This window comes from Nocardioides sp., from assembly GCF_041913365.1.
In the GTDB taxonomy this organism is placed as follows: domain Bacteria; phylum Actinomycetota; class Actinomycetes; order Propionibacteriales; family Nocardioidaceae; genus Nocardioides.
In genome coordinates this window covers 1-24,962 of the sequence record NZ_JAYSFM010000017.1, presented here as the reverse complement: position 1 = coordinate 24,962, position 24,962 = coordinate 1, and the positions used below count along the sequence as shown (strand labels likewise).

At 71.7% G+C, this 24,962-nt stretch carries 23 protein-coding genes; 15 read left to right on the top strand and 8 right to left on the bottom strand.

Annotation, left to right across the window (positions count from 1 at the left end; genetic code table 11):
• Positions 1 to 26 precede the first annotated feature (26 nt).
• Positions 27 to 962, bottom strand: a complete 936-nt coding sequence (locus tag ACE3QY_RS21185; RefSeq protein ID WP_374458049.1) for an NAD(P)/FAD-dependent oxidoreductase — start codon at positions 960 to 962, stop codon at positions 27 to 29.
• A 77-nt stretch (positions 963 to 1,039) separates the two neighbouring features.
• Between ACE3QY_RS21185 and ACE3QY_RS21180 the strand changes: the two genes are divergently transcribed.
• The gene (locus tag ACE3QY_RS21180; protein ID WP_374458048.1) at positions 1,040 to 1,678 is read left to right on the top strand and encodes a helix-turn-helix domain-containing protein; all 639 of its coding nucleotides are present in this window, start codon (positions 1,040 to 1,042) and stop codon (positions 1,676 to 1,678) included.
• A gap of 87 nt (positions 1,679 to 1,765) precedes the next feature.
• On the opposite strand, the gene ACE3QY_RS21175 is transcribed toward ACE3QY_RS21180, so the two are convergent.
• Both ACE3QY_RS21175 and ACE3QY_RS21170 read right to left on the bottom strand, forming a co-directional pair.
• A complete protein-coding gene (locus ACE3QY_RS21175; protein ID WP_374458047.1) occupies positions 1,766 to 3,949 on the bottom strand; it encodes an MMPL family transporter in 2,184 nt (727 codons plus the stop codon).
• Between the two features lie 102 nt (positions 3,950 to 4,051).
• Positions 4,052 to 5,317: an MFS transporter gene (locus ACE3QY_RS21170; protein ID WP_374458046.1), complete on the bottom strand. Its 1,266-nt coding sequence runs from the start codon at positions 5,315 to 5,317 to the stop codon at positions 4,052 to 4,054.
• Between the two features lie 200 nt (positions 5,318 to 5,517).
• Here ACE3QY_RS21170 and ACE3QY_RS21165 point away from each other — a divergent pair, with 200 nt between their 5' ends.
• The 10 genes from ACE3QY_RS21165 (at position 5,518) to ACE3QY_RS21120 (ending at position 15,008) form a co-directional block, all read left to right on the top strand.
• A complete protein-coding gene (locus ACE3QY_RS21165) occupies positions 5,518 to 8,244 on the top strand; it encodes a LuxR C-terminal-related transcriptional regulator (RefSeq protein ID WP_374458045.1) in 2,727 nt (908 codons plus the stop codon).
• A 122-nt stretch (positions 8,245 to 8,366) separates the two neighbouring features.
• Positions 8,367 to 8,645 (top strand): hypothetical protein, encoded by a 279-nt coding sequence (locus ACE3QY_RS21160; protein ID WP_374458044.1) that lies wholly within the window; start codon positions 8,367 to 8,369, stop codon positions 8,643 to 8,645.
• Positions 8,642 to 9,322 carry a DUF2306 domain-containing protein gene (locus ACE3QY_RS21155; RefSeq protein WP_374458043.1) on the top strand — a complete coding sequence of 227 codons (681 nt, stop codon included), beginning with the start codon at positions 8,642 to 8,644 and terminating at the stop codon, positions 9,320 to 9,322. The genes ACE3QY_RS21160 and ACE3QY_RS21155 overlap by 4 nt, the downstream gene beginning before the upstream one ends.
• Complete coding sequence (locus tag ACE3QY_RS21150) at positions 9,319 to 9,930, top strand: GNAT family N-acetyltransferase (protein WP_374458042.1); 612 nt, start codon at positions 9,319 to 9,321, stop codon at positions 9,928 to 9,930. Before ACE3QY_RS21155 ends, ACE3QY_RS21150 begins: the two co-directional genes overlap by 4 nt.
• Positions 9,927 to 10,826 carry an ABC transporter ATP-binding protein gene (locus ACE3QY_RS21145; RefSeq protein ID WP_374458041.1) on the top strand — a complete coding sequence of 300 codons (900 nt, stop codon included), beginning with the start codon at positions 9,927 to 9,929 and terminating at the stop codon, positions 10,824 to 10,826. Before ACE3QY_RS21150 ends, ACE3QY_RS21145 begins: the two co-directional genes overlap by 4 nt.
• The gene (locus ACE3QY_RS21140) at positions 10,823 to 11,650 is read left to right on the top strand and encodes an ABC transporter permease subunit (protein WP_374458040.1); all 828 of its coding nucleotides are present in this window, start codon (positions 10,823 to 10,825) and stop codon (positions 11,648 to 11,650) included. Before ACE3QY_RS21145 ends, ACE3QY_RS21140 begins: the two co-directional genes overlap by 4 nt.
• Position 11,651: 1 nt before the next feature.
• Positions 11,652 to 12,704 carry an NAD(P)-dependent alcohol dehydrogenase gene (locus tag ACE3QY_RS21135; protein WP_374458039.1) on the top strand — a complete coding sequence of 351 codons (1,053 nt, stop codon included), beginning with the start codon at positions 11,652 to 11,654 and terminating at the stop codon, positions 12,702 to 12,704.
• A 385-nt stretch (positions 12,705 to 13,089) separates the two neighbouring features.
• Positions 13,090 to 13,452, top strand: a complete 363-nt coding sequence (locus ACE3QY_RS21130) for a hypothetical protein (RefSeq protein ID WP_374458038.1) — start codon at positions 13,090 to 13,092, stop codon at positions 13,450 to 13,452.
• A gap of 78 nt (positions 13,453 to 13,530) precedes the next feature.
• The gene (locus tag ACE3QY_RS21125; protein ID WP_374458036.1) at positions 13,531 to 14,565 is read left to right on the top strand and encodes a hypothetical protein; all 1,035 of its coding nucleotides are present in this window, start codon (positions 13,531 to 13,533) and stop codon (positions 14,563 to 14,565) included.
• Positions 14,562 to 15,008, top strand: a complete 447-nt coding sequence (locus ACE3QY_RS21120) for a hypothetical protein (RefSeq protein ID WP_374458035.1) — start codon at positions 14,562 to 14,564, stop codon at positions 15,006 to 15,008. Before ACE3QY_RS21125 ends, ACE3QY_RS21120 begins: the two co-directional genes overlap by 4 nt.
• Here ACE3QY_RS21120 and ACE3QY_RS21115 read toward each other — a convergent pair whose 3' ends face one another.
• Together ACE3QY_RS21115 and ACE3QY_RS21110 are read right to left on the bottom strand one after the other, a co-directional pair.
• A complete protein-coding gene (locus ACE3QY_RS21115; protein ID WP_374458078.1) occupies positions 15,009 to 15,686 on the bottom strand; it encodes an META domain-containing protein in 678 nt (225 codons plus the stop codon). It lies immediately after the preceding gene.
• 185 nt (positions 15,687 to 15,871) lie between these two features.
• Positions 15,872 to 16,357 carry a DUF1269 domain-containing protein gene (locus ACE3QY_RS21110; RefSeq protein WP_374458034.1) on the bottom strand — a complete coding sequence of 162 codons (486 nt, stop codon included), beginning with the start codon at positions 16,355 to 16,357 and terminating at the stop codon, positions 15,872 to 15,874.
• Between the two features lie 296 nt (positions 16,358 to 16,653).
• Between ACE3QY_RS21110 and ACE3QY_RS21105 the strand changes: the two genes are divergently transcribed.
• On the top strand, positions 16,654 to 18,117 hold the full coding sequence (locus tag ACE3QY_RS21105; RefSeq protein WP_374458033.1) for a basic amino acid/polyamine antiporter: 1,464 nt from the start codon (positions 16,654 to 16,656) through the stop codon (positions 18,115 to 18,117).
• 24 nt (positions 18,118 to 18,141) lie between these two features.
• A complete protein-coding gene (locus ACE3QY_RS21100) occupies positions 18,142 to 19,428 on the top strand; it encodes an arginine deiminase (protein ID WP_374458032.1) in 1,287 nt (428 codons plus the stop codon).
• On the opposite strand, the gene ACE3QY_RS21095 is transcribed toward ACE3QY_RS21100, so the two are convergent.
• The gene (locus ACE3QY_RS21095) at positions 19,422 to 19,772 is read right to left on the bottom strand and encodes a response regulator transcription factor (RefSeq protein ID WP_374458077.1); all 351 of its coding nucleotides are present in this window, start codon (positions 19,770 to 19,772) and stop codon (positions 19,422 to 19,424) included. The two genes, ACE3QY_RS21100 and ACE3QY_RS21095, sit on opposite strands and share 7 nt — an antisense overlap.
• A 1,513-nt stretch (positions 19,773 to 21,285) precedes the next feature.
• Positions 21,286 to 22,167 carry an AAA family ATPase gene (locus ACE3QY_RS21090; protein ID WP_374458031.1) on the bottom strand — a complete coding sequence of 294 codons (882 nt, stop codon included), beginning with the start codon at positions 22,165 to 22,167 and terminating at the stop codon, positions 21,286 to 21,288.
• 196 nt (positions 22,168 to 22,363) lie between these two features.
• Between ACE3QY_RS21090 and ACE3QY_RS21085 the strand changes: the two genes are divergently transcribed.
• Both ACE3QY_RS21085 and ACE3QY_RS21080 read left to right on the top strand, forming a co-directional pair.
• The gene (locus tag ACE3QY_RS21085) at positions 22,364 to 22,606 is read left to right on the top strand and encodes a hypothetical protein (protein WP_374458030.1); all 243 of its coding nucleotides are present in this window, start codon (positions 22,364 to 22,366) and stop codon (positions 22,604 to 22,606) included.
• A gap of 74 nt (positions 22,607 to 22,680) precedes the next feature.
• Positions 22,681 to 24,303 carry an alpha/beta hydrolase gene (locus ACE3QY_RS21080; protein WP_374458029.1) on the top strand — a complete coding sequence of 541 codons (1,623 nt, stop codon included), beginning with the start codon at positions 22,681 to 22,683 and terminating at the stop codon, positions 24,301 to 24,303.
• A gap of 4 nt (positions 24,304 to 24,307) precedes the next feature.
• On the opposite strand, the gene ACE3QY_RS21075 is transcribed toward ACE3QY_RS21080, so the two are convergent.
• Positions 24,308 to 24,865: an HdeD family acid-resistance protein gene (locus tag ACE3QY_RS21075; protein WP_374458028.1), complete on the bottom strand. Its 558-nt coding sequence runs from the start codon at positions 24,863 to 24,865 to the stop codon at positions 24,308 to 24,310.
• Positions 24,866 to 24,962: the final 97 nt, after the last annotated feature.

Below are 24,962 nucleotides of genomic sequence, written 5' to 3'. Positions count from 1 at the left end.
CGTGCGGGTGGGTGGTGTGGGGAGGGTCAGGCGGTGTAGCCGAGGTGGTACGCGGTGATGGCTTGGTGGACGTCGTCGTCGACGAGATCGGCGTTGATGGCGATCGCGGCAGCCGAGCCGGCGCCGGCGGCAGTGATGACCTGGGCTCGGGGGTCGACGACGTTGCCGGCGGCCCACACGCCCGGGACGCTGGTGCGGCCGGTGGTGTCGACGGTGACCCAACCGTCGTCGTTGGTGGCGCACCCGAGGTCGGTGAGGAACCCGCTGCGGGGAACGAAGCACGGTGGGACGAACAGGGCGTCGCGTGGCACCGTCGGCCCGTCGGCCATGCACACGCCGCGGAGCCGGTCGTCGTCGATGACGAGGCGTGCGATGGTGCCTTCGACGATGCCGATGGCGCGCGCGACGAGACCGGCGCGTTCGGCGGCCGTCAGCAGCCCCGGTGGGGTGAAGTAGACGAGGTCGTGGGTCCATTGCCGCACGATCTGGGCGTAGCGCACCGCGCCGGGGGTGCCGCCGATGACGCCGAGCTGACGGTCGAGGACCTCGCGACCGTGGCAGTACGGACAGTGGAGGACGTCGCGGGCCCACCTCTCCGCGAGACCAGGCACGTCGGGCAGCTCGTCGGTGAGCCCGGTGGTGACCAGGAGACGCCTGGCGCGGATGCGGCTGCTGGAGGCGAGGAGGACCCAGAAGCCGTTGCTGCCGTCGGGGACGACGTCGGCGACGGTGCCGTGCAGCAGGTGGCCGCCGTATCCGGTGACCTCGTCACGCCCCTTGGCGAGCAGCTCCGACGGCGGCATCCCGTCGCGGGAGAGGAACCCGTGCATGTGGGCCGCGGGGGCGTTGCGGGGGGTGCCGTCGTCGATCACGACGACGTTGCGGTCAGCCCGGGCGAGGACCAGGGCCGCGGAGAGGCCGGCGGCGCCACCGCCGATGATGGCTACGTCGAAGGAGTTCATGCCACGAGCGTGGACCGGCCTCCGCCCCGGTCCAATCAATGTTGCCGTTGTCGGGAATCGGCCGGTGCAATGGACGCATGAGGACCACCCGTGAGCACGACGCCACCGAACCCACCGCCGGTCCACCCGGAGCGGGGGCAGCGGCGGTCGGAGCTGTGGACCGCGCGCTGGCGGACGTGCCGGCTCGGCTGAGGGCCGTTCGTACCCGGCGCGGCATGACGTTGACGGGGGTCGCGGAGCAGACCGGGATCTCGAAGAGCACGCTGTCGCGGTTGGAGACGGGGCAGCGGCGCCCGACGCTGGAGCTGCTGCTGGCGTTGTCGGTCACCTACCGGGTACCGCTGGACGATCTCGTGGCGGCACCAGAGGTGGGCGACCCGCGTATCCGGCTGCGACCGGGGCAGGTCAAGGGCCGCACCGTCATCCCGCTGAGCCGCGAGCCGGGCAGCATGCAGGCGTGGAAGATCGTCATCCCGACCACCAAGGTCGACCCGGACCTGCGCGCCCATGACGGCCACGAGTGGATCTACGTGCTGTCGGGGCGCGTCCGGCTGGTGCTGGGCGACGACGATCAGGTGCTCGAGCCCGGCGAGGTCGCAGAGTTCGACACCACCGTGCCGCACTGGTTCGGCAGCACCGGGCAGGCGCCGGCGGAGATGCTGAGCATCTTCGGGCGCCCCGGTGAACGCATGCGCCTCCGACTTCCTGGCTCATAGCTCCGTCGCCAGCAGGGGCAGGCCACCGACCCCGGGCGGGATCCCGGGGTCGGTGGCGCTCCTGCGGCACCGCGCGGACGCACGACGTCAGCTGGACACCAGCTGCTCGGCGCGTCCCGTCCGCTGCTGCTCCTCGGCGTCGGGTTCGTCCGGGTTGTCTGCGACTTCGATGGTGACGACCGGCAGCGCCCGGTCGAGCCACCTCGGCAGCCACCAGTTCGCGTCACCGAGCAGCGACATGGTCGCCGGGACCAGGAGCATGCGCACCACGGTCGCGTCGACGAGGATGGCGGTGGCCAGGCCGAGGCCCAGCATCTTCAGCGAAGGCACCGGGCTGGCGACGAAGCTGAGGAAGACCGCGACCATGATCAGCGCGGCCGAGGTGATGATGCGACCGGTCCCGGCCAGGCCGCGAGCCACCGACTCGGCGTTGTCGCCGGTCCTGGCGTACTCCTCCCGGATCCTGGAGAGGAGGAACACCTCGTAGTCCATCGAGAGCCCGAAGAGGATCGGGAACATGATGACGACGATGATCGAGGTGATGGGAGTGGGTCCTTCCAGGCCGAGGAGCTCGGCGCCCCAGCCCCACTGGAAGACGGCGACCATGACGCCGTAGGCAGCGCCGATCGAGAGCAGGTTCATCACGGCTGCCTTCAGCGGGACGAGCACCGACCGGAACACCAGCATGAGCAGCAGGAAGGACACGGCGATGACGGTGCCGACGAAGACGGGCAGCGTCTTGGCCAACTGGCTGTTGAGGTCGTCGGTGACTGCCGTGATGCCGGTGACGTAGACGTTGCCAGGGATGACGGACCGGACCTCCTCGATGGTGTCCGAGGTCGCCGCGGCGGCGGGGCTGCTGGTCGGTAGGGCGTTGAGCACGACCGTGTCGCCGCCGGCGGAGGTCTGCGGCTCGCCGACCGAGGCGATACCGGGGACGGCGGCGATCGTCTCGACGAGGCTGTCCACGCCCTGGTCGCCGTCGGGCGCGGACCGCTGGTCGATCACGACCGTGAGGGGAGCGTTGAAGCCGATGCCGAAACCCTCGGTCAGCAGGTCGTACGCCTGGCGGTGTGTGGTCTCCGCCGGGGCGTCGCCGGCTGCGGGGAACGCGGTCTGCATCGAGAGCGCGGGGGTGGCGATCGCGAGCACGGCGGTGACGGCACCGAGGAGGTAGGGCCACGGGCGTCGCGAGACGTGATGACCGAAGCGCCACCAGCGGCTGCCTTCGGCCCGAGTGGCGGGCCGGTGGCGTCGCAGGATGCGGCCTGCGTCGATCTTGTCGCCGAGAAGGGTCAGCAGGGCGGGCAGGAGCGTCACCGCGGCGGCGACGGCGCTGAGCACCATGAGGGAGGTGGCCAGGCCGATGGAGGTGATGATGCCGAGGCCCGTGATGGCCAGTGCGGTCGTCGCGACGATCACGGTGCCGCCGGCGAAGACGACCGCGGTTCCCGAGGTGGCCATGGCGCCGGTCAGGGCTCGGGCGTTGTCCTGTCCGGCGGCCCTGCCCTCGCGGTAGCGCGCAACTACGAACAGTGCGTAGTCGACTCCCACACCCAAGCCGACGAGCCCGGCGACCGGAATGGCTGAGACCGAGACGCTCATCGTGCTGGCCAGCCACATGATGGCGCCGATGGCGGCGCCGACCGAGATCAGCGAGAGCCCGATGGGGATGACGGCGGCGACGGCCGTGCCGAAGACCACGATGAGGACGAGGAGTGCGATGAGCAGGCCGATGCCCACGTGAGCGGAGTTCTCCTCTGTGGAATTGAGGAAGACGGCGTCGCCGCCGAGCTCGACCTGGAGGTCGGCGGGTGCGGCTGCCCCGGAGACGTCCTCGGAGAGCACCGCGAAGGCGGGCTTGCCGATCTCGCGCTCCGGTGCGTCGAGGGTGAGGGTGGCGAATCCGATTCGTCCGTCGTCGGAGATGGTGCCGGCGGTGAACGGGTCGGCCACTGCTTGGACGTGGGCGATGGTCGAGACCTCGGTCAGGACGTCGTCGATGGCGTCACGGTGATCGGTCAGCGTGGTGCCGTCGCGGGCGGCCAGCACCACCATGGCGGAGCCCTTGGCTGCCTCGGGGAAGCTCTCGTCGAGGAGCTCGAGCGCCTTGGCGCTCTGGCTGCCGGGTGCGGAGAAGTCGTCGACGAACGTGCCGCCGGCCGAGATGGCGACGGCGAAGATGGCGCCGGTGACGGCGAGCCACGCGGTGATGGTGCGCCACGGGTGGCGTGCACTGGCGGAGGCGATGGCTCGGGTGAGCTTGTCCATGGTCGTGCCTTTCACAGTCGGGTGCCGGACGGCATGCCCGGAACGTAGGCAGCGACGATGTGAGCGCGGCTCACCACACGTGGTGAAGCAGGTGGTGAACCTTCACCGCACCCCGCGGATGGGGAGCACCGCGGCGGCTGCGAGGACGGCGCAGGTGCCCGCGACGGCGTACAGGACTCCGTAGCTGTTGTCGCTGGCGCCGAGGATGGCGGGCGCTACGGCTGGGGCCAGGGCGTAGGGCAGGGCGTTGGCGATGTTGAACAGGCCCATGTCGCGGGCGGAGTTCGCCGGGTCGGGGAGCACGTCGGCGACGAGGGCGAGGTCGACGGCCATGTAGGTGCCGAACCCCAGTCCGCTGATGGCCATGCCGATGAGGAAGCCGGTGAACGTGTGCGAGGCGGCGACGACGAACAGGGCGGCACCGTAGGTCAGGGCCGCGACGACGACGAACACCTTGCGCCTGCCGGTGCGGTCCGAGAACCGCCCGGCCGTGAGCGAGGCGACGACGAGCACAGCGGACTGGACCGACGTGGCGACGAAGACCTGGTGTGGTACCTGCGACTCGCTCGTGCCGACGTGCTCGAGGAGGTAGAACGCCTGGTAGGTCGTCAAGAACGCGTACGCGCCGATGAAGAGGAACCGGCCGGCGAACGCCCACGCGAAGTCGGGGTCGCGGCGCGGGTGCGCGGCGAAAGCGGTGAGCAGGTCGCGCACGGCCCACGGCCTGGCGTTGCGAGGGTCCAGGCGCCGGTCGTTGAGCTTGGCGGCGAACCCGAGGACGAGCACGGCGCCGATGACGCAGGGCGTCAAGAACATCGCGGCCTGGTTGCCTTCGACGAGCTGCACGAGGAACGTGCCCAGCACGGCGGCGACGGGCACGGTGATGCCCAGCACCCCCGAGACGGTGCCTCGCTGGGTCAGCGGCACCTGGTCGGGCAACACCGCGACGAGCGCTGCTTGCAAGGCGTTGAAGCACAGCTGCGCCAGGCACCACCCGGCCAGGACCGTCGCGACGTTCGCGGCGGCGGCGACCACGCCGATACCGAGAACGCCGCCGGCGAGCCCGCCAACCATCCACGGTCGGCGCATGCCGTGCCGTGAGGACGTGCGGTCGCTGAGTCGCCCGAAGACGGGCGCGGAGAAGACGGTGAGCAGACCGCCCACTCCCGTGACCAGCGCCAGGCTCGCGGGTGCCTGTTCGGGTCCCACGAGCGAGCGGATCTTCAAGGCGAGGGTCACCAGCAGCGGGGCGATGAGCATCAGCGCGACACTCATGTACGCCAGCGCGTACGTCGTGACGAACGGCACCCCCACCGGCGCGGGCGTGGCGTCTCCCGTGCGAACGGGCGAGCCGATCGCGTCGCGCATCTCGCTCTCCTCTGCAGCAGGCTCGGCGGGTTGGGGCAGCGAAGGCGTGCTTTCCACGCTACGGCCGTCATGGGGCCGCGGCAGACCGGTCTGTACCAGAGAGTTCGTCTGCTTCCGGCGTGGGAGGAAGATGTTGTCTCTGCCGCGCTTCGGACGCGCGGCTTCACCGGCGCGTCGAGCGCCCGCACGAGGAGCCGGGGATGGCCCACCCACTGATCGAGACGAAGCTGTACCTGCCGTCCCCGCGCGCAGGTCTGGTCGCCCGTCCGCGCCTGCGTCAGCGCCTGGGTGCCGGTCTCACCGCTCGGTTGCTCCTGGTGTCGGCGCCGGCGGGGTTCGGCAAGACGACGCTGCTGGTGGACTGGTTGGCGTCGTTGGAAACCGGCGACGACGCGAGCGTGCGCGCTGCGTGGTTGTCACTCGATCCGGGGGACAACGACCCCGCCAGGTTCTGGCGGTACCTGGTCGCCGCGCTGCGCACGGCGTTGCCCGGTGTCGCTGAGGACGCCCTCGCGCTGCTGAGTGACTCCCAGACACCACCGGTGGAGACGTTGCTGACCGCTGTGGTGAACGACGTTGCCGCCTCCCGGGCGGAGGTGGTCCTGCTGCTCGACGACTACCACGTCATCGACTCACCTGCCGTGCACGACGGCATGGCCTTCCTCCTCGCGCACCTTCCCCAGCGGCTCCACCTGGTACTGGCCAGCCGCGTCGACCCGCCGCTGCCGTTGGCGCGGCTGAGAGCGCGGGGCGAGCTCGTCGAGATACGCGCGGCCGACCTCCGCTTCACCGCCCAGGAAGCCTCCGCGTACCTCAACGACGTCATGGGGATCGGCCTGGCACCTCACGACGTGCAGGCGTTGGAGGGGCGAACCGAGGGCTGGATCGCAGCGCTCCAGCTCGCCGCGCTGTCCATGACCGGGCGCGACGACGTCCACGAGTTCATCGCCGGGTTCACCGGTGACGACAGGTACGTCGTGGACTACCTGGTCGAGGAGGTGCTGCAACGACTGCCCGCCGACCTCCAGCAGTTCCTGCACCACACGTCCATCCTGGACCGGATGACCGCCGCCCTGTGTGACGCCGTCACCGGACGGAGCGGCGGGCGTGCCGACCTGGAACGGTTGGACCGCGACAACCTGTTCGTGGTCGCGTTGGATGATCGGCGGCACTGGTACCGCTACCACCACCTGTTCGCCGACGTCCTACGCGGGCGGCTGCTCGACGAGGACCCGGCGCTGGTGCTCGAGCTGCACCGCAGGGCCGCCGCCTGGCACGAGGCGCACGGCGACATCGCAGACGCCATCGGGCACAGCCTGGCGGGTGCCGACCATGACCGAGCGGCCGTCCTGATCGAGTCGGTGATGCCCGCCCTGCGCCGCGACCGCCGTGAGGCGACGCTGCGCGGCTGGATGGAAGCACTCGCCGACCCGGTGCTGCGAACCCGGCCCGTGCTGGCGAACGCGTTGGCGGGGACGCGGATGTCGACCGGCGTCTTCGAAGGAGTCGAAGAGCTGCTGGTCGCGACCGAGCAGTCACTGAGAGGCGCAGCGGGACCCGGTGGTGTGCCTGTCTTCGTCGACGCCGATGAGTACCGGCGTCTGCCCGCGGACGTGGCCGTTCACCGCTCTGGCCTGGCGCTGGAGCGCGGCGACGTCGAGGCGACTGTCGAGCACTCCCGTCGTGCCCTCGAGCAGGCTCAGGACAGTGATCACGTGGTCCGCGGCGCGGCGCTGGCGCTCGGCGGTCTGGCGGCGTGGACCACCGGCGACGTGCACGGCGCCCACGACGCCTACACCGCCTGCCTCGTCGAATTCGAAGCGATCGACTACGTCCCCGACGTGCTGGGGTGCTCGGTCGCCCTCGGCGACATGGAGGTCGCCCTCGGACGCCCGCGCCAGGCGGTTCGCACGTACCGGGCGGCGCTCGACCTTGCCGACCGCCATCACAGGCCCATCCTGCGTGGCCGCCCCGACATGCACGTCGGCATCGCCGCACGACACCTCGAGGCGGGCGACCTCGCGGCAGCCCGCCGCGAGCTGGACCACGCCCGCGACCTGCCAGAGCACGGCGGGCTTCCCCAGTTCGCGTACCGCTCACGCGTCGTTGCTGCCTCGCTTCGCGAGGCCGATGGAGACGTGAGCGCCGCCATCGACCTGCTGGACGAGGCGGAACGCCGCTACGTCGCCGACTTCCTGCCGAACGTGACTCCGGTCGCAGCCGTCCGCGCCCGCACCTGGGCGCGACACGGTTTCATCGACCACGCACTGGAGTGGGTCGACCACGTCGAGATCTCACTCGAGGACGCGCCGACGTACCTGCGCGAGTACGAGCACCTCACCCTGATCAAGGTTCTCCTCTCTGCTCACCAGCAGGGTCGCCGGGGAGCAGACCTCGCCGCCGCCGCAGCCGCCCTGGACTGGCTTCTCGCCGCCGCCCGCAGCGCCGGGCGCGCAGGATCCGTCATCGAGATCGAGGTGACGCGCGCGTTGGTGCTGCACGAGGCCGGAGACTCCGAGGGGGCCGTCGACGCCCTCATCGCCGCGCTGGACCTGGCTGAACCCGAGGGCTACGTCCGCACCTTCACCATCGAGGGGGACCCGATGGCGCGTCTGCTCGCGACGACCGTGCAGCGCAGGCCCTCGCCCTACGTCACGCGACTTCGAGCAGCGTTCGTTCCCACCGCGCCACCACCTGTCGGCTCCGCGCCGATGAGAAGTGCGCCAGTGCTCGTCGACGCGTTGAGCGGCCGCGAACACGACGTGCTCCGTCTGCTCAACACGGAGCTGAACGGCCCAGACATCGCCCGCGAGCTCGTGGTGTCGCTCAACACCGTGCGCACTCACACCAAGAACCTCTACATGAAGCTCGGAGTGACGAGCCGCCGCGCCGCCGTCGCACGCGCGAAGGAGCTCGACCTGATCTGACCCTGCATGCCGCCCCGGCGTGTGCCGAGGCGCTCCGGGGTGCTGGGGTCCCGAAATCTCACCACCGCGTTCACCACCTGTGGTGAGGCCCGCTCACCACGTCGGCTCCTAGCGTCCGCGACATGGACGAACCGCGCACGTCGACCAGGCCGGATCCCGGCGCTGGGTGCTACATCATCCGGATCCAGGGCCGCCTCGAGCACCGCTGGAGCGCCTGGTTCGACGGCATGACCCTGACCCCGGAGACCGACGGCACCACCGTCCTTCGCGGAGCAGTCAGCGACCAGGCGGCCCTGCACGGACTCATCCAGAAGGTCCGCGACCTCGGCCTCACGCTGCTCGAAGTCACCCTCGAGGACGATGCCGCATGCCCAGGGTCGACGTCGGAGCCGCAGCCATGAGCACCACACCCACCATCGCGCCGCACCGCGTTCCCACGCGCCGCCGTGTTCCGACCTGGCGGGTGCCGCTGGCCCTGGTCGCGTTGTCGTTGATCCCTGTCATCGCCGGATCGGTTCGCCTCACCGATCTGTCGACCGGCTCAACGTACATGCCCCGAGACGCTCACCACCCGGACATGCCGGTCGCGCTCATCGTCCACATCGTCACCGCCACCGTGTACTCGCTGCTCGGCGCCTTCCAGTTCTCGGAAGGGGTGCGCCTCCGCCACCCACGGTGGCATCGAGCAGCCGGTCGAGTGCTCGTCCCCATGGGTCTCGCAGTCGCACTTTCTGCGTTGTGGCTCACGCTCGTTTACCCGACCGAGGCGAACACCGGGCCCGTGCTGTTCTGGTCGCGCCTGCTGGTCGCGCTGGCCATGGTCGCCTGCCTCGTCCTGGGGCTCCGCGCCGTCCTTGCCCGGAGGTTCAGGACCCATCGCGCCTGGATGGTCCGCGCCTACGCTCTGGGCCTCGGTGCCGGCACCCAGGTCGTCACCATCGGCATCGCCGAAGCGACGCTCGGGACGAGCACCGCCGTGATCGACACCGCGACCGCGGCCGGCTGGGCCGTCAACCTCGCCGTCGCCGAGCTCATCGTTCGTCGTCCGAGCCGGCGCCGCAGCCGGAGGTCGTCATGACGTACCTCGCCACGACGAGACTGGATGTGCGTCGCTTCGCCGCCGACGACGTCGCGGCGTTCACCGCCTACCGCGCCGACCCGGACGTGGCGCGCTACCAGAGCTGGGACACCTTCACCCACGCCCACGGAACAGCGCTGGTCGAGGCGATGCAGGAACGTGAGCTAGGTGCGCCCGGTGAGTGGTTCCAGCTCGCGCTCGAGGACCGGGACCGTCGCGTCCTCGTCGGCGACGTCGCGTGCAAGGTGAACGCCGACGAGACGCGCGAGATGGAGATCGGGTTCACCCTCGCCCGCGCCGAGCAAGGCCGTGGCTACGCGACCGAAGCCCTCAACGCACTCCTCGACCACGGGTTCGGTCCCATGCACCTGCACCGCTTTACCGCGATCACCGACGCACGCAACACCGCAGCAGCCGCCCTCCTGAACCGCGTCGGCATGCGCCAAGAGGCCCACTTCGTCGACAACGTCTTCTTCAAGGGCGAATGGGGCAGCGAGCTGCTGTTCGCCAAGCTCGCCCGCGAGCACCGACCGGCGCCTCGGCTGCCCACCACAACTGACCCCGCCTCGTACCCGTACCCCAGCCACCCCCCAGGAGGAATCCGATGATCACCGTTGAGCACGTCACCAAGACCTACGGCGCCTTCACTGCCGTCGACGACGTCAGCTTCACCGCCCGCCCGGGCCGCGTCACCGGGTTCCTCGGACCCAACGGCGCCGGCAAGTCCACCACGCTGCGCATCGTCACCGGCCTGACCCCGCCGACGCGCGGTACGGCGCACGTCGCCGGCCGGAACTTCTCAGACCTCCCGAACCCGGGCCTCGAGGTCGGCGTCCTCCTGGACGCCTCCGCCCAGCACGCCGGCCGCACGGGACGCGAGATCCTCCGACTCAGCCAACAGATGATGGGGCTGCCCCGCAGCCGGGTCGACGAGATGCTCGACCTCGTCAGCCTCACATCCGCAGAGGCCGGGCGCCGGCTGCGTGACTACTCCCTCGGCATGCGGCAGCGACTCGGCATCGCCCACGCCCTGCTGGGGGACCCCGACGTCCTCATCCTCGACGAACCCGCCAACGGCCTCGACCCGGCCGGCATCCGGTGGATGCGCGACCTGCTCCGTACCTACGCCGACCGCGGTTCGACCGTCCTGCTGTCATCGCACCTGCTGCACGAGATCGAGGTGATCGCCGACGACCTCGTCGTCATCGGCAACGGCCGCATCGTTGCTTCCGGAACCAAGGACGAGCTCCTCGCCAGCACCGGCACCCATGTGCGGACCCGCGACACCGGCGCCCTTCAAGTCACGCTCGCGGCCGCCGACGTGTCCTCGACCCTGACCTCACCCGGCGTCGTGCGAGTCGACGCCGATCCCGAAGCGGTGGGCCAGCTCGCCGCCGCGGCCGGTATTGCGCTCATCGAGCTTCGCCCTGCCGAGACAGCAGGCCTCGAGGAGATGTTCCTCGAGCTCACCGCCGACACCCAACGAGAAGGAGCAGCGGCATGACCACCCACACGCTCAACACCACCGCCAACGCGACGGCCACCACGACCAACACCCAGCAGGCCCCTGCCCGCGCCCGGCGAATCCCGATGCGTCGCATCGTCGCCGTCGAGCTGCGCAAGTCCTTCGACACCCGTGCTGGGCTGTGGCTGCTCGCCAGCGTCGCGGGGGCGTCATTGCTCACCACCGGTGCGGTCATCGCCTGGGGACCGGACGAGGACTTCACCTACGCCACGTTCACCACGACCATCGCGTTCCCGATGTCCGTCATCTTGCCGATCATCGCCGCGCTCGCGGTCACGGCTGAGTGGACGCAACGCAGCGGGCTGACCACCTTCACCATCGTCCCGCACCGCAGCCGCATCATGACTGCAAAGGCGATCGGCCTGGCACTCGTCGCCGTGCCCGCCACCGCGTTGGCCTTCATCGTCGGCGCCGGCGGCAACGTCGTCGCATCCTGGATCTCGGGCAACGACACCGTCTGGGACCAAGACCTGGTCGCAGTGCCGTACGTGCTGCTCTCCCTGACGCTCACACTGGCCATGGGCATGGTCTGCGGCACCCTCATCCGCAACTCCGCAGGAGCCATCGTGGCGTTCTTCATCTTCTCGTTCGTCATCCCACCACTGCTGAGCCTGCTCGCGATGACTCAGGACTGGTTCCACGACCTCCAGCCGTGGGTCGACCTCGACTACCAGCTCACCGCCCTGCTCCGTGGGTCCTTCGACACCGAGCAGTGGTCCCAGCTGGCCGCCACCACCGGCATCTGGCTGGTCCTCCCGGCCGTGGTGGGCATGTGGACTCTCGTCCGGTCGGAGGTGAAGTGACATGGCCACCAGACACCGGCCGTCGCCCCACGAGCAGCTCACTTCGGCGGAGACTCCGGCCACGATGCGTGCGGTGGTGCAGGACCGCTACGGCGGCCCCGATGTGCTCGCCGTCGCCGACGTCCCCCGCCCGGTGGCCGGTGAGGGCGAGGTGCTGGTGCGTGTCGAAGCCGCTTCGGTCAACGCCCGGGACTGGCACATCATGCGCGGCGAACCCCGGGTTGCTCGGTTGATGGGCCGCTCCATCTTCGGGTGGCGGGCACCAAAGGTGCGGGTGCGTGGCACCGACTACGCCGGCGTCATCGAGGCCGTCGGTCCTCAGGTGCAGGACTGGGCGGTCGGGGACCGGGTGTTCGGGGAGGCAAGTGCCACGCTCGCCGAGTTCGTCGCAGCACCCGTGACGGCAATGGCGCGGATCCCGAACGGCGTCACCATGGAGCAAGCAGCGGCAGTCCCGCTGGCCGCGACGACCGCCTGGGAGTGCCTGCGCGCCGCCAACGCAGCACCGAATGCCAGGACGCTGATCGTCGGTGCCTCGGGTGGGGTAGGCACCTTCCTCATCCAGCTCGCCCGATCCCTGGGCTTGCACGTGACCGCGGTGTGCAGCGCCCGCAACGCCGAACAAGCCAGAGCTCTCGGTGCCAGCAAGGTCATCGACTACGCCCAGGAGGACTTCACCCAGCTCGAAGCGGCCTACGACCTGGTCATCGACCTGGTCGGCAACCGGCCGCTGGCTGAGCTGCAGCGCGTGGCGACGCCCGCTGGGAGCGTGGTCCTGTCGGGCGGGAGAGTGCCGGGCGAAGGCCGGATCGTGGGGGCTGTGGCGCTGCTCATCCGAGCCCAGGTTGCCCGGCGCCGCGGTGGCCCTCTGCTACACACGCCACAAGCCGTGCCCACGCACGGGTCGCTGGAAGTCCTTGCCGACCTCATGAGAGCGGGCGTCCTGCGCGCGCAGATCGAGCGGACCTTCGACCTCGAGGGCGCCGCCACGGCGCTGGAGCACCTCGAGACGGAGCACGCTCGCGCAAAGGTCCTCGTTGTGTGCCGGCGGTGAGAGCGCTTGCGTGAGGAACCGTCGGACGTGTGACTCGACTGACCCACCTCACGATGCCCACCCGCGGGCATCGACAGGCACGGGCGCCCGGGAGCGGCTCGTCGCGGCAGATCGTCGGTCGGCGGGCTCATGCGTCATGCCACAGACCCGAAGGTCGGGGTCAACGAACCTGCGACCTTCATCGACTTCCAACAGTGTCCGAGGAGGCCAAGATCCTCTCTCAAGGCGGTAGCGCCGGTTCGAATCCGGTCGGGGGTACAGCAACCGAAGGGCCCGGTCACCAGACCGGGCCCTTCGTCGTGCGTGGGGACCAACGCCTCTGGTGGTCGCCGGCCCGCCGATCGACGATGGGTGTGAGGGTGGGCAGCCGAAGGAGGAGATGGCGATGACGCAGCACGATGCGCGCGTGGCCGACGCGCCCGAGATGATCCAGGTCTACCTGCAGCCGGACCGCGGTTCCTCGTGGAGGAGCGCGCTGCTCAGCGCGGTGATCGGTGCCGGCGGTGGACCGCTCTACCGCTTCGTGGCCGCCTCTCCCGACCGCCGCCACGAGGCGGCCGAGCACACCGCGACGGGGCAGCGCTTCGCGCTCCGCCCGTTCCAGGACCTCGACACCGCGGCGGACGACGAGTGGGCCGACCTCGCCCGCAAGAGCCTGGCCGAGCTCGACGCCGAGCTGCAGCGGGCGGGCTGGCACCAGCTCGACGACCGCGGCTCGCACTGGTGGTCCGTGCGCTACTCGCGCTGAGAGCCCACCAGGGCGCGACGCCGGGTGTCGCCGGGTTCGGGTGATCCTTCCGACCCGGTCGACCGGGACCATCGCAGCATGGGTGCTCACGCGGGTCCGAGCCGGCGGGGCCGGTCCCCGTGGCTGCGCGCGCTCGTCCTCGTGGCCATCGTCCTCGTGTGCGGGTGGCTGGCCTCGACCTTCCTGGGATCGATCGACTGGGCGTCGGTCGGGGCGGCGATCGGCAGGCTGACCGTCTGGCAGGGGCTCGTGCTGCTGGCGGTGCTGCTCGTGCGGCAGACGCTCAACGCCTTCCCGCTCGCGCTGTTCATCGACGGCCTCGGCGCGGCCCGGGCGCTGCTCAACGACCTCGTCGCCTCGCTCATGGCCGTCGTGGCGCCGCCGCCGGGCGACATCGTCGTACGGGTGGCGATGTTCCGCGCGTGGGGCATCGAGCCCTCCCGCGGGCTCGCCGGCGCCACCATGAACATGGTCGCCTTCTACGTGAACCGCTTCGCAGCACCCCTCATCGGCCTGCCGGTGCTGCTCGTCCTGGGCGCCGGCACCCCTCCGGTCACGGGCGCACTGGTCAGCGTCGCCGTGGCGGTCGTGATGACCGTGCTCGTCTCGCTGGCCGTACGCCGTGGGGAGTTCGCCGCCCGGCTGGGACTGGTGTCCGCGAACATCGTGCGGCGCGTGCGCCCGTCGGTGGACCCCGAGGCGTGGGTCCGCTCGGCCACCGGTTTCCAGGAGCACGTCGGGGCCGGCTACCGTCGCGCCTTCCCCCGCTCGCTGCTCGCCTTGAGCGCCATGGTGCTCGCGGACGCCTGCATCCTACTGCTCGCGATCAGGTTCGTCGGAGTGCCGGCCGATCAGGTGCCGGCGTACGAGGTGATCGGCATCTTCTTCCTGGCGTACCCGCTGACCCTCCCACCGATGATGGGGCTGGGCATCTACGACGTGGTGCTGCTCGGTGCGTGCATGGAGATCGGCGGCGACGTGCTCGAGCCGCAGCTGGTGGCGGCGCTCACGGTGTGGCGGGCGGTGACGATCCTCGGACCGGTGGTGCTCGGCGGGGTCGTCGCCCTGGTGTGGCGACGACGCCTGGTCGACGCCGGTGCGGACGCCTCGTGACCGGGCAGGCGGGACCGGCCGATGCGCGGCCGTGGACGGCCGCGCGCCGCGCCGACGTGGTCGACCTCTTCGTCTACGTCGTCGTCCTGAACCTGGCCGTGGAGCACGTGCCGTCCGTCCTCAGCGAGGGCTTCACGCTCTCATTGCTGACGGCCGCGCTGCTCAAGATCACCCTGGAGCTGGTGATCCGCGCCAAGGCGGCGGCCGTGGGGAGGTTCCGGGCCGCCACGAGCCTGCTGGGGAGGGTGGTGTCCGCGCTGGGGGTCTGGGGGCTGGCGGTCGGGAGCAAGCTGGTGGTGCTCTGGCTCATCGACCTCGCGTTCGGCGGCGCGGTCAGCCTGGGCGGCTTCGTGTCCGTCACCCTGCTCGTCCTGGCGCTGCTGATGTCGCGCCGAGCGGTCCGGTGGCTGCTCCGCGAGCCACTGGATCCGGACGAGGTCTAGTCAGCGGATCTCGAAGAAGAGCCCTGTGCCGCCCCGGGTCACGACCAGCAGGTGCTCGTGCAGCTCGGCGTTGTCGCTGGGCCCGTCGAGCAGTGCCAGGACCGCTCGCTCGGTCTTCCGGGCCGCACCGGCGCACCGGCCGCGCTGGACCGTGGCGTTCGAGAACACCAGCGCCGCCCCGTCGACCTGCACGGTGACGCGTCCGCTGCGGCACCCGGTGAAGAGGCGCGCCAGCCCGTCCGCCCCCACGTCGAGGCGTGGCCGGCGGGTGTTGACGGGGAGGCGGGAGACGGCGCCCTCCGAGACGGTGCCGATGACGGTCCAGGTGCGCCCGAGCAGGGCCGAGAGGTCCTCCGGCGCCTCCGTCCCCAGCTCCATGGTGATGTCGTCGGCCGCCACCGTCAGCGCGTCGCCCTCCAGCGTGGCGTCGACGCCGCCGCGGAACAGGTCGGTGAGCCACTGGTCCTGTGCCTCGCGCTCGGGGTCGCACGCCATCAGGGTGGTGGCCGGCTCGGCGCTCCAGGCGAGCGTCGTCCCGTCGACCTCGAACGGCCCGAAGACGGTGTTGCACCCGGCCCACACCGACATCGTCCCGCCCTCGAAGCCGACCTCGACGCTCGTGCCGGCCACCAGCTCCCGGCCCTCGACCGTCGTCGAGGCGTACGACGTCCCCTCCAGCGCCGCGGCGTCGAGGCCCGCGGGTGCGGGCGACTCCGACGAGGAGGGCGCATCGGACGACGTGGAGGGGGTGTCGGACGAGCCGTCGTCGGGGTCGTCGGCGCACGCCGCGAGCCCGCCGGCGAGCAGCAGCGCAGCGCCCCCGCGGACGACCCCCGAGACCCAGGTGGCGCATGTCTGCCGTCCTACTCGGCGAAGACCTCGCGGAGGGCGGCCTCCTGGTCGTCGCTGAGGTTGGTGAACATCAGCTCCGGGCGTCGGTCGGCGAAGGCGTCGCGCACCCGGTCCACGACCTCGTCCGCGGACAGCACGAAGAGCGCCGAGGTGCCGGGGGAGACCTCCGCGCGCACCTTCTCGATGAACCGGTCGTCGATGCCGACGTCGCGCAGCGAGCCCGCCAGCGCCCCGGACGCGGCGCCGATGGCGGCACCGAGGAGGGGCATGAAGAAGATCAGCCCGAAGAGCATGCCCCAGAAGGCGCCGCCCAACGCCCCGGCACCGGTCAGGTCGTGGAGCTGACGCGTCCGCGGACGCTTCCGTCCTTCCTCCCAGCTCACGGTGGCCGCGTCGAGGACCGTGATCAGGTGCTGCTGCGACAGGTCGCCCAGGAGCTTGGTCGCGTCGTCCGCGCCACCCGCCGTGTCGAACTTCCACACCGTGAGAGTGCCCATGCGCGTGTCCCTTCTCCGTCCGGCCTCGCGTGCCACTCGCTCCAGCCGAGTCTGCTGGCTGCCCGGACGGGCGGCCTCCCCCGATCCGGGGGACACGTGCCGTCGCGGCTGCAAGGCGACCTCGCTGCCCAGCGCACGTGCGCCGCCCGGCCAGGCCGCGCTCTGGCGGCCGGGCATCGCCCGGATCGGGGGACCCGTCGGGGGTGGGTTGCGTCGGAGGATCGGCGCATGCGGGCCTGTGAGGCGGCGCAGGACGCGGGTGCCCTCGCACCCTCGGACACGGCCAAGGAGCTGACATGACCACGACCGGGCAGGAGATCCACGCCGCGGAGAGCAGCCCCGTCCAGAAGATGACGTTGCCAACCCTCACCGCGATGGTGATCGGCGGCATGGTCGGGGCGGGCGTGTTCTCCCTGCCGGCCCGCTTCGGCGTGGCCACGGGCATCCTCGGCTCGCTGATCGCGTGGGCGATCGCGGGGACCGGCATGCTGATGCTGGCCTTCGTCTTCCAGAACCTCGCGCTCCGCAAGCCCGAGCTCGACGCCGGCGTCTTCATCTACGCCAAGGCCGGCTTCGGCGACTACGCCGGCTTCAACTCCGCGATCGGGTTCTGGGCGAGCGCGGTCGCGGGCAACACCTTCTACTGGGTCTTCATGACGGCCACGGTCGGCGCGTTCTTCGACGGCTTCGGCGACGGCGACACCTTCCTCGCGGTGGCGATCAGCACCGCCGGGGTGTGGACCTTCCACTACCTCGTCGCGCGCGGCGTCCGGGACGCGGCGGTGATCAACCGGATCGTCACGATCTTCAAGATCATCCCGATCCTGGTCTTCATCGTCGTGCTGTTCGTGAACTTCGACGCCGGCGTCTTCTCCGACAACTGGACCGCCTACGGCTACGGCGACCTCGGTGGCCTCGACGAGCAGATCCGCAACACGATGCTGATCACCACCTTCGTCTTCATCGGGATCGAGGGAGCGAGCGTCTACTCCCGCTACGCGCAGAAGCGCGAGGACGTCGGCCGGGCCACCATCATGGGCTTCCTCAGCGTGCTGTCGATCTTCGCGCTCGTCACGCTCTCGAGCTACTCCGTCGTACCGCAGCCCGAGCTCGCCGCCACGCGTCAGCCCTCGATGGTCGGCGTCTTCCAGTCGGTCGTGGGGGACTGGGGCGAGGTCTTCATCAGCGTCGCGGTGATCGTGTCCGTCCTGGGCGCCTACCTCGCCTGGACCCTGATGGCGGCCGAGGTCATGTACATCCCGGCCCGGCAGGACGACCTGCCGGAGTTCCTCGGCCGCGAGAACGAGGCGGGCACACCCATCACGGCCCTGGTGGTGACCTCGCTCGGCGTGCAGGCGCTGCTGGCACTGACGCTCTTCGTCTCCGACGCCCTCAACTTCATGCTCGACCTGTCCACCTGCCTGGCGCTGCTGCCCTACCTGCTGGCGGCGGCGTACGCCCTCAAGCTCGGGCTCACCGGCGAGACGTACGAGGGCGTGGCGGCGGGCACCCGGCGCAAGGAGACGATCGTCGCGGGCGTCGCCACGGCGTACACGATCTTCCTCTTCGACGCCGCCGGCATGAAGTTCGTGCTGCTCATGACCGTGCTGCTCGCGCCGGCCTCGCTGCTCTACATCAAGGCGCGCAGCGAGCACGGCCGGCGGATCTTCAGCCCGACCGAGATGGCGCTCTTCGCCCTCATCGTGGCCGGCGGCGTGATCGGCGTCGTCGGGCTCTGGACCGGTCGGATCTCCCTCTGAACACCCAGGAAAGGAAGCGCGCTCATGACCAGTCATCACACGTCGGGAGGCGACTCCGCCGGCAGCGGCGTCGCGTCCCAGTACGGCGTGCACTCCGAGGTCGGCCGGCTGCGCAAGGTGCTCGTGTGCTCGCCGGGCCTCGCGCACCGGCGGCTCACGCCCACCAACTCCGACTCGTTGCTCTTCGACGACGTCATGTGGGTCGACAACGCCGAGCGCGACCATGCCGACTTCGTCTCGGAGCTCGAGGCCCGTGGCGTCGAGGTCGTGGAGCTCCACGACCTGCTCGCCCAGACGATGGCGGTCCCGAGGGCGAGGGACTGGCTCCTGGAGCGCAAGATCACCGCCAACCAGGTGGGCCACGGGCTCGTCGACGAGACGCGTGCCTATCTGGGCACCCTCGACGAGCGCCGCCTCGCCGAGCTGCTGATCGGGGGACTGGCGACCAGTGACCTGCCCGACGACTTCCGGTCCGGCTTCGTCGCGCTGGCACGCGAGTCGACGGGCGCCCGCGAGTACCTCATGCAGCCGTTGCCCAACACCCTCTACACCCGCGACACCACCTGCTGGCTCTACGGCGGCCTGACCATGAACCCGCTCTACTGGCCGGCCCGGCACGACGAGACGCTGCTCTACAAGGCGATCTACGAGTTCCACCCCGACTACGTGGGGTCGACCGTGTGGTGGGGCGACCCGGAGCTCGACTGGGGCCTGGCGACCATCGAGGGCGGCGACGTGATGCCGATCGGCAACGCGACCGTCCTGGTCGGCATGAGCGAGCGGACCTCGCGCCAGGCCATCACCCAGGTCGCACGAGCACTCTTCGAGCAGGGCACTGCCGAACGCGTGGTCGTCGCCGGGATGCCCAGCCTGCGCGCAGCCATGCACCTCGACACCGTCTTCACCTTCGCCGACCGTGACGTGGTGACCTACTTCCCGGGCATCGTCGACGGCATCCACTCGTTCTCGCTGCGTCCCAGCGACAACGAGCACGGCATCGAGGTCACCGACGAGGGCGACCGCGCGTTCGTGGACGTGGTCGCCGAGTCGCTGGGCCTGTCGAAGCTGCGTGCGCTGGAGACGGGCGGCGACGTCTATGCGTCCGAGCGCCAGCAGTGGGACAGCGGCAACAACGCCGTCGCGGTCGAGCCCGGGGTGGTGTTCACCTACGACCGGAACACCTACACCAACGCCCTGCTGCGGGACGCGGGCGTGGAGGTGATCCCGATCGTGGGGGCCGAGCTCGGTCGGGGACGGGGCGGCGGGCACTGCATGACGTGCCCCATCGCGCGGGACCCGGTCGACTACTGAAGCGAGCGTCGCTGGGGCGCCGGCTCGAGCAGGCCGCGGTCGCGCCCGACCTGGAGCGCCTCGGCGCGTCGCTCGACGCCGAGCTTGCGGTAGATCGACGCGAGGTGGGTCTTCACCGTGTTCTCGGTGACGAACAGCGCCCGCCCGATGTCGCTGTACGAGCCGCCGAGGGCGAGCTGCTCGAAGACCTCGGCCTCGCGCGGCGTCAGGTCGGTGAGGAGCGGGGCCGCCGCCGGGTCGGCGGGCGGTCCGTACGTGCGCGTCCGGGCTCCAGGCGAGCCGGTCCGCGAGGCGTCGAGGAGCGGACGCCGCCGGTCGGTGTAGGCGAGCTCGTAGGACGTCATCGCGGCCAGTGCCTCGGCGGCGTAGGGATGGGCGTCGGTGCGGCGCGCCTCGTGGTAGAGGAGGTCGAGGAAGGAGTCACCGGCCCTGAGGGCGGCCGTGAGCACGTAGAGGTGCCGGTGCGTGGCGAGGGTGCTGAGCAGGTGGGGCAGCGACGTCCGGCCGGCGCCCGGGTCGCCCGCGAGCAGGAGCAGGGTGAACCGCACCACCTCCACCCCGGAGCGGGTGACCAGGTTGGGGCACGGGTGGCGGGCCAGGTCGTCCAGGTCGGCGACCGCCTCGGTCACGCGTCCGCCGAACGCCGTGCGGATGGCGGAGAACAGCCGGGCCTCCGCAGGGCAGCCCAGCTCGTGCAGGCGGGCGATCATCTCGTCCAGGCCGTCGTCGTCGCCGGTGGCGGCGGCGAGCTGGGCACGCGTGCTGTCGACGAGGGCGCGGGCGAAGCCGGGGACGGGATCGGGCACCTCCATCGGTCCCGCGAGCACGCGCTCCGCCTCGTGCAACCGGCCGTCCTCGATGAGGAGGCGCGCCCGGACGACCGCGCCCAGCACAGCGACCAGCGGGTCGACCGGAGCCGAGGGCGGCAGGCCGAGCTCCAGGTCGGTGGCCGCCCGGTCGAGGTCGAGGGACTGGAGCTCGGCCCAGGCCAGAGCCAGGCGGGCGCGGCAGGTGGAGACCGCGTCCCCCACCTCGCTCGCGACGGCACGCTCCAGGCACTCGGACGCCTGGGCGAGCGCCGACTGCGTCGCGCCGCGCGAAGCGTCCAGGAGGGCGCACTGCCCCAGCGCCTGCACGGTCAACCGGTCGTAGCCCAGCGACCGCGCCATGACCAGCGCGTCCCGGGTGTGGCGCAGCGCGGCGTCGAGGTCGCCCTGCCAGGCCTCGGCCTCACCCAGCTCGAGCAGGGTCGCACTGGTCCGGGCGATCGACAGAGGGGAGGTCGCGGTGGCCTCGAGCACGGCGTGGGCGCCGGCGACGGCGGCGTCGAGGTCGGTCCAGCCCCGGCGCGCGCGCCAGAGCTCGACCCGCGCGACGTCGGCCCGCAGCTCGGGGTCCGCGGCGTCGCCGGCCTCGGCCAGGGCGACCTCCGCCCTCGCCCCGAGCGCGAGCGCCTCGGCGATCTCGCCGGTCTGCATCCGGCACAGTGCCTCCACGCCGAGCAGGTGCGGGTGGGCGGCGCGGCACCCCGGCGACAGGTGGCGCAACGCGTCGTCGACGGCGTCGGTCCGTCCTGTGGCGAGCAGCTCGGGTCCCAGGTCGACCACGAGGTCGGCCACGAGGTCCTCCTCGCCGCTCAGGACGGCATGGCGCAGGGCGTCCGCCGGGTGGCCCGCCGCGCGGGCGAGCGCCGCGCCGCGCAGGTGCACGTCGCCGTTGGACCGCCGGGCGTCCGCGAGGTCCTGGCGGCGCAGCGCCTCGACGAGCAGCGGGTGCAGCCGCCACACCAGGGCGCCGCCGTCGCGGTCGGCGTACGCCGTCACCAGCAGCCCGTCGCGGGCGAGCGCGGTGAGGCGCTCACCGGCATCGGGGTGCTCCGACAGGGCCGCGGCGGACTCGGCCGTCACGTCGGTCTCGTGGCAGATCGCGCCGAGCACCTGCCGGGTGGCCTCGGAGAGGCCCTCGAGGGACTCGCTCAGCAGGTAGTCCAGCACCGGCTGCTCCGTGGACCGCATCATCAGGTGGGCGGTCCGGGGGATCGTCCGCGGCGTCGAGCGCGCGCGCAGCCAGGATCAGGGCCGCCGCCCAGCCCTTGGTGTGCTCCTGCAGCTGGGTGACGTCGGCCGCGGTCGCCCGTGGGGCGTGCGAGCGAACCAGGTCGCCTGCATCGTCGTCGTCGAAGCAGAGCTGGCCGGCACGGACCATCACGAGCTGTCCCGCCAGGTCGAGGGGGACGAGGGGGAGCGGCAGGTCCCGCCGGGTCAGCAGCACGAGCCGCAGCAGCTCGGGCGCCGTCGCCAGCAGCCGGCCGAGCAGCCCGACGCTGTCCGGGGGGAGGTGGTGCGCGTCGTCGATGACGATCGGCGCCGGCTGCGTGCCGGGTGTGGCGTGCGCCCGCAGCGTCTCGGCGACCTCATCGGGAGCCTCGTCGTACGTCCGGCGCACCTCGTCCAGGGCCTCCGCGGGCACTCCCGCCGCCGAGGCGAGGGCCGGCAGCAGCGTGCCGGCGTCGGTGGCGATGACCCAGAGGACCGGCTGCCCGGACGCACGGCGGGCGTGCACCCAGTCGGCCGCGAGGACGGTCTTGCCGGACCCTGCCGGCGCGACCACGAGTGTCAGCGCGACCGCACGGTCGAGGAGGCCGGTCAGGCGCGGGCGGGAGACGAGGCTGGCCGGCGGGGTCGGGGGGTGGTGGGAGGGCGCGCGCACGGGTCCGCCCGCGCGCGGATCCCAGGCCATGTCCACCTCCCCGTGGACACCCGATCGGGGCGGCACCCTGGGACAGGTGCGTGATGGCGCCGACACGGGCGTCGACCGTCTTTCAGTGTTGATCCCGGTGACCCGGACGTCAAGCGAGCCGGTCGCCCTCCGCGGGTGACGCGCGGGCGCTGCTTCGGGGTCAGGCTTGACCCGACGCCCGTCAGCGAGGTGCGCGATGAACCGATACCTGATCCGTGTGCAGGGAGCACTCTCCCGGGAGCTCACCGAGAGCTTCCCGTCGCTCGAGGCCGTGCCCGTTCCGCCGGGGACCGTCCTGCACGGGCCGCTCGCCGACCAGGCCGCACTGGCGGCCGTGCTCGCGCACCTCGACATGGTGGGGGTCGAGATCCTCGAGGTGCTGCAGGTGCCGCCGGCGTCGAGCGCCGACGGTCGGATCGGCCTCACCGGAATCGGGTGAGGGAGGTGCCGCCGGCGACGGACGGTCACGCGCCGCCGACGGGTGACCGCGTCCGCGACCGCATCCGCGCACTGATGCGCCGCACGCGCCTGCTCCCCGCCGGGCTCGCGTTCGCCGTCGTCTTCGTCTGCCTCTCGCTGACGCCGTCGCTGCTCCCGCGCCCACCGCTGTTCCAGGGAGTGGTCAGCGGGGTGGCAGCGGCCTCGGGATACGGCTTCGGCGTCTTCGTCGCGTGGTGCTGGAGAGGGCTGCGCGACCGCCCGCGCGAACCCTGGCCGGAAGCCGCCCGGTGGGCGCTCCTGGCCGGAGGGTTGCTGGCGTGCACGACGAGCCTCGTCCTGGGCGTCCGGTGGCAGGGACAGGCCCATCGTCTGGCCGGGACGGAGCCCACGCCGGTCTCGTTCCTGCTCCTGTCGCCGCTGGTGGCGCTCGTCGTCGCCGGCCTGCTCCTCGGGGTCGCTCGCGGGAGCCGGGTGGCCACCCGCCGGGTCGTGAGGCTGCTCGAGCGGCGCGTCAAGCCGTCCGTCGCGCGCGTGGTGGGCGTCGTGCTCGTCGCCTTCGTGGCGTGGTCCCTCCTCAGCGGCGTGGCCGCCGACGCGGGGTTGCGCGCGCTCGACGCGTCGTTCGCCATCCGCGACCTGGAGACCCCGCGGGGTGTCGTACGCCCGGACACCCCGCTCCGCTCGGGCAGCGAGGAGTCCCTCGTCGACTGGGACCAGCTCGGTCGGGAGGGGCGCGCCTTCGTGGGCGGTGGACCCACCGCGGAGCAGATCGAGGACCTCACCGGGCGCCCTGCCGTCGAGCCGGTCCGGGTCTACGCCGGGCTCGGCAACGCCGAGGACGCCGAGGAGCGCGCCGCCCTCGCCGTGGCCGACCTGGAGCGCGCCGGTGGCTTCGACCGGGGGCACTTGCTCGTCGTCACCACGACCGGCACCGGGTGGGTCGAGCCCAGCGCCGCGAGCGGCTTCGAGTACGTCACCGGCGGCGACTCCGCGATCGTCGGGATGCAGTACTCGCACCTGGCGTCCTGGCTGTCCTTCCTCGTCGACGCTGCTCGCGCCCGGGAGGCCGGGCGGGCCCTCTTCGACGCCGTCTACGCGCGCTGGTCGACGCTGCCGGTCGACGACCGCCCGGAGCTCTACGTCTTCGGTGAGAGCCTCGGCTCGTTCGGGGCCGAGGCGGCGTTCAGCGGGGAGTTCGACCTCGCCAACCGGACCTCGGGGGCCCTCCTGGTGGGACCACCGAACTTCAACCCGCTCTACCGCGACTTCATCGAGGACCGGGACGACGGCTCGAGGGAGGTCGAGCCGGTCTACCGCGCCGGACGGATCATCCGGTTCACCACCCGCGCCGAGCGCCCCCAGCCGGAGGGAGAGCCGTGGCCGGGGAGCCGGGTGCTCTACCTCCAGCACGCGTCCGACCCGGTCACCTGGTGGAGCCCCGACCTGGTGCTGACCCGGCCGGACTGGCTCGAGGAGGCCCGCGGGGACGACGTGCCCGACGGAATGCGCTGGATGCCGTTCATCACCTTCCTCCAGCTCTCGGCGGACCTGGCGGGCGCCTTCTCGACGCAGCCTGCCCACGGGCACAACTTCTCGGGCGAGCATGCCGCCGCCTGGGTCAACGTCGTCCAGCCGGACGGATGGTCGAGCGACATCACCGAGCGGCTGCGGCAGGAGCTCGCCCGCTACCCCTGAGCCGTCACCCCTGAGTCATGGCCTCCGCGGTGCGCTCGCGGCGGCGGACCACCAGGCCGACGGCGAGGAGGACCGCGCCCCAGACCAGCGCGACGAGCCCGAGCAGCCACGCCAGCCCCACCGCCGAGCGTCCGGGGTTGGCCACGAACAGCAGCCCGAGGACGACGTCGACGGCCCCGCTGGCGAACAGGCCGATCCGGGACTGGTCCCCGGGCTGCAGCACGGCGACGACGCCCTCGAGCAGGCCGCGTGCGATCAGCCAGACGCCGATGACCCAGGTGAGCGTGACGGCGGTGAGGCCGGGGTCGGTCACGGCGATCGTGCCGGCGACGATCGCCACGAGGCCCATCACGGCAAGGGCCGGCCGCACGGGGGAGCGCGGCGAGCGGAACGCCTGGACGAGGGTCACCACGCCGTCCGCGAGCGCCCACACGCCCCACAGGAGCACCAGCGCGGTCGCCGTCGACAGCGGGAAGAGCATCGCGACCAGGCCGAAGAGCACGGCCAGGACGCCGCGCAGCACCAGGTGGGTCCAGCCCAGGTCCCAGATCCTCCGCGCCACCTCGACCTCCCGCGTCCACCGGCTCCCACTGAACGCTAGAGCGCCGGGGGGGGGGGGGGGGGGGGGGGGGGGGGGGGGGGGGGGGGGGGGGGGGGGG

Bases quoted from the DNA above. Each gene is read 5' to 3' on its own strand.
- ACE3QY_RS21175 (WP_374458047.1), bottom strand. From the start codon at position 3,949: ATGGACAAGCTCACCCGAGCCATCGCCTCCGCCAGTGCACGCCACCCG.
- ACE3QY_RS21085 (WP_374458030.1), top strand. From the start codon at position 22,364: ATGAACCGATACCTGATCCGTGTGCAGGGAGCACTCTCCCGGGAGCTC.
- ACE3QY_RS21110 (WP_374458034.1), bottom strand. From the start codon at position 16,357: ATGGGCACTCTCACGGTGTGGAAGTTCGACACGGCGGGTGGCGCGGAC.
- ACE3QY_RS21090 (WP_374458031.1), bottom strand. From the start codon at position 22,167: ATGGCCTGGGATCCGCGCGCGGGCGGACCCGTGCGCGCGCCCTCCCAC.
- ACE3QY_RS21160 (WP_374458044.1), top strand. From the start codon at position 8,367: ATGGACGAACCGCGCACGTCGACCAGGCCGGATCCCGGCGCTGGGTGC.
- ACE3QY_RS21105 (WP_374458033.1), top strand. From the start codon at position 16,654: ATGACCACGACCGGGCAGGAGATCCACGCCGCGGAGAGCAGCCCCGTC.
- ACE3QY_RS21150 (WP_374458042.1), top strand. From the start codon at position 9,319: ATGACGTACCTCGCCACGACGAGACTGGATGTGCGTCGCTTCGCCGCC.
- ACE3QY_RS21130 (WP_374458038.1), top strand. From the start codon at position 13,090: ATGACGCAGCACGATGCGCGCGTGGCCGACGCGCCCGAGATGATCCAG.
- ACE3QY_RS21185 (WP_374458049.1), bottom strand. From the start codon at position 962: ATGAACTCCTTCGACGTAGCCATCATCGGCGGTGGCGCCGCCGGCCTC.
- ACE3QY_RS21125 (WP_374458036.1), top strand. From the start codon at position 13,531: ATGGGTGCTCACGCGGGTCCGAGCCGGCGGGGCCGGTCCCCGTGGCTG.
- ACE3QY_RS21135 (WP_374458039.1), top strand. From the start codon at position 11,652: ATGGCCACCAGACACCGGCCGTCGCCCCACGAGCAGCTCACTTCGGCG.
- ACE3QY_RS21155 (WP_374458043.1), top strand. From the start codon at position 8,642: ATGAGCACCACACCCACCATCGCGCCGCACCGCGTTCCCACGCGCCGC.
- ACE3QY_RS21140 (WP_374458040.1), top strand. From the start codon at position 10,823: ATGACCACCCACACGCTCAACACCACCGCCAACGCGACGGCCACCACG.
- ACE3QY_RS21170 (WP_374458046.1), bottom strand. From the start codon at position 5,317: ATGCGCGACGCGATCGGCTCGCCCGTTCGCACGGGAGACGCCACGCCC.
- ACE3QY_RS21180 (WP_374458048.1), top strand. From the start codon at position 1,040: ATGAGGACCACCCGTGAGCACGACGCCACCGAACCCACCGCCGGTCCA.
- ACE3QY_RS21145 (WP_374458041.1), top strand. From the start codon at position 9,927: ATGATCACCGTTGAGCACGTCACCAAGACCTACGGCGCCTTCACTGCC.
- ACE3QY_RS21095 (WP_374458077.1), bottom strand. From the start codon at position 19,772: ATGACGTCCTACGAGCTCGCCTACACCGACCGGCGGCGTCCGCTCCTC.
- ACE3QY_RS21100 (WP_374458032.1), top strand. From the start codon at position 18,142: ATGACCAGTCATCACACGTCGGGAGGCGACTCCGCCGGCAGCGGCGTC.
- ACE3QY_RS21165 (WP_374458045.1), top strand. From the start codon at position 5,518: ATGGCCCACCCACTGATCGAGACGAAGCTGTACCTGCCGTCCCCGCGC.
- ACE3QY_RS21080 (WP_374458029.1), top strand. From the start codon at position 22,681: ATGCGCCGCACGCGCCTGCTCCCCGCCGGGCTCGCGTTCGCCGTCGTC.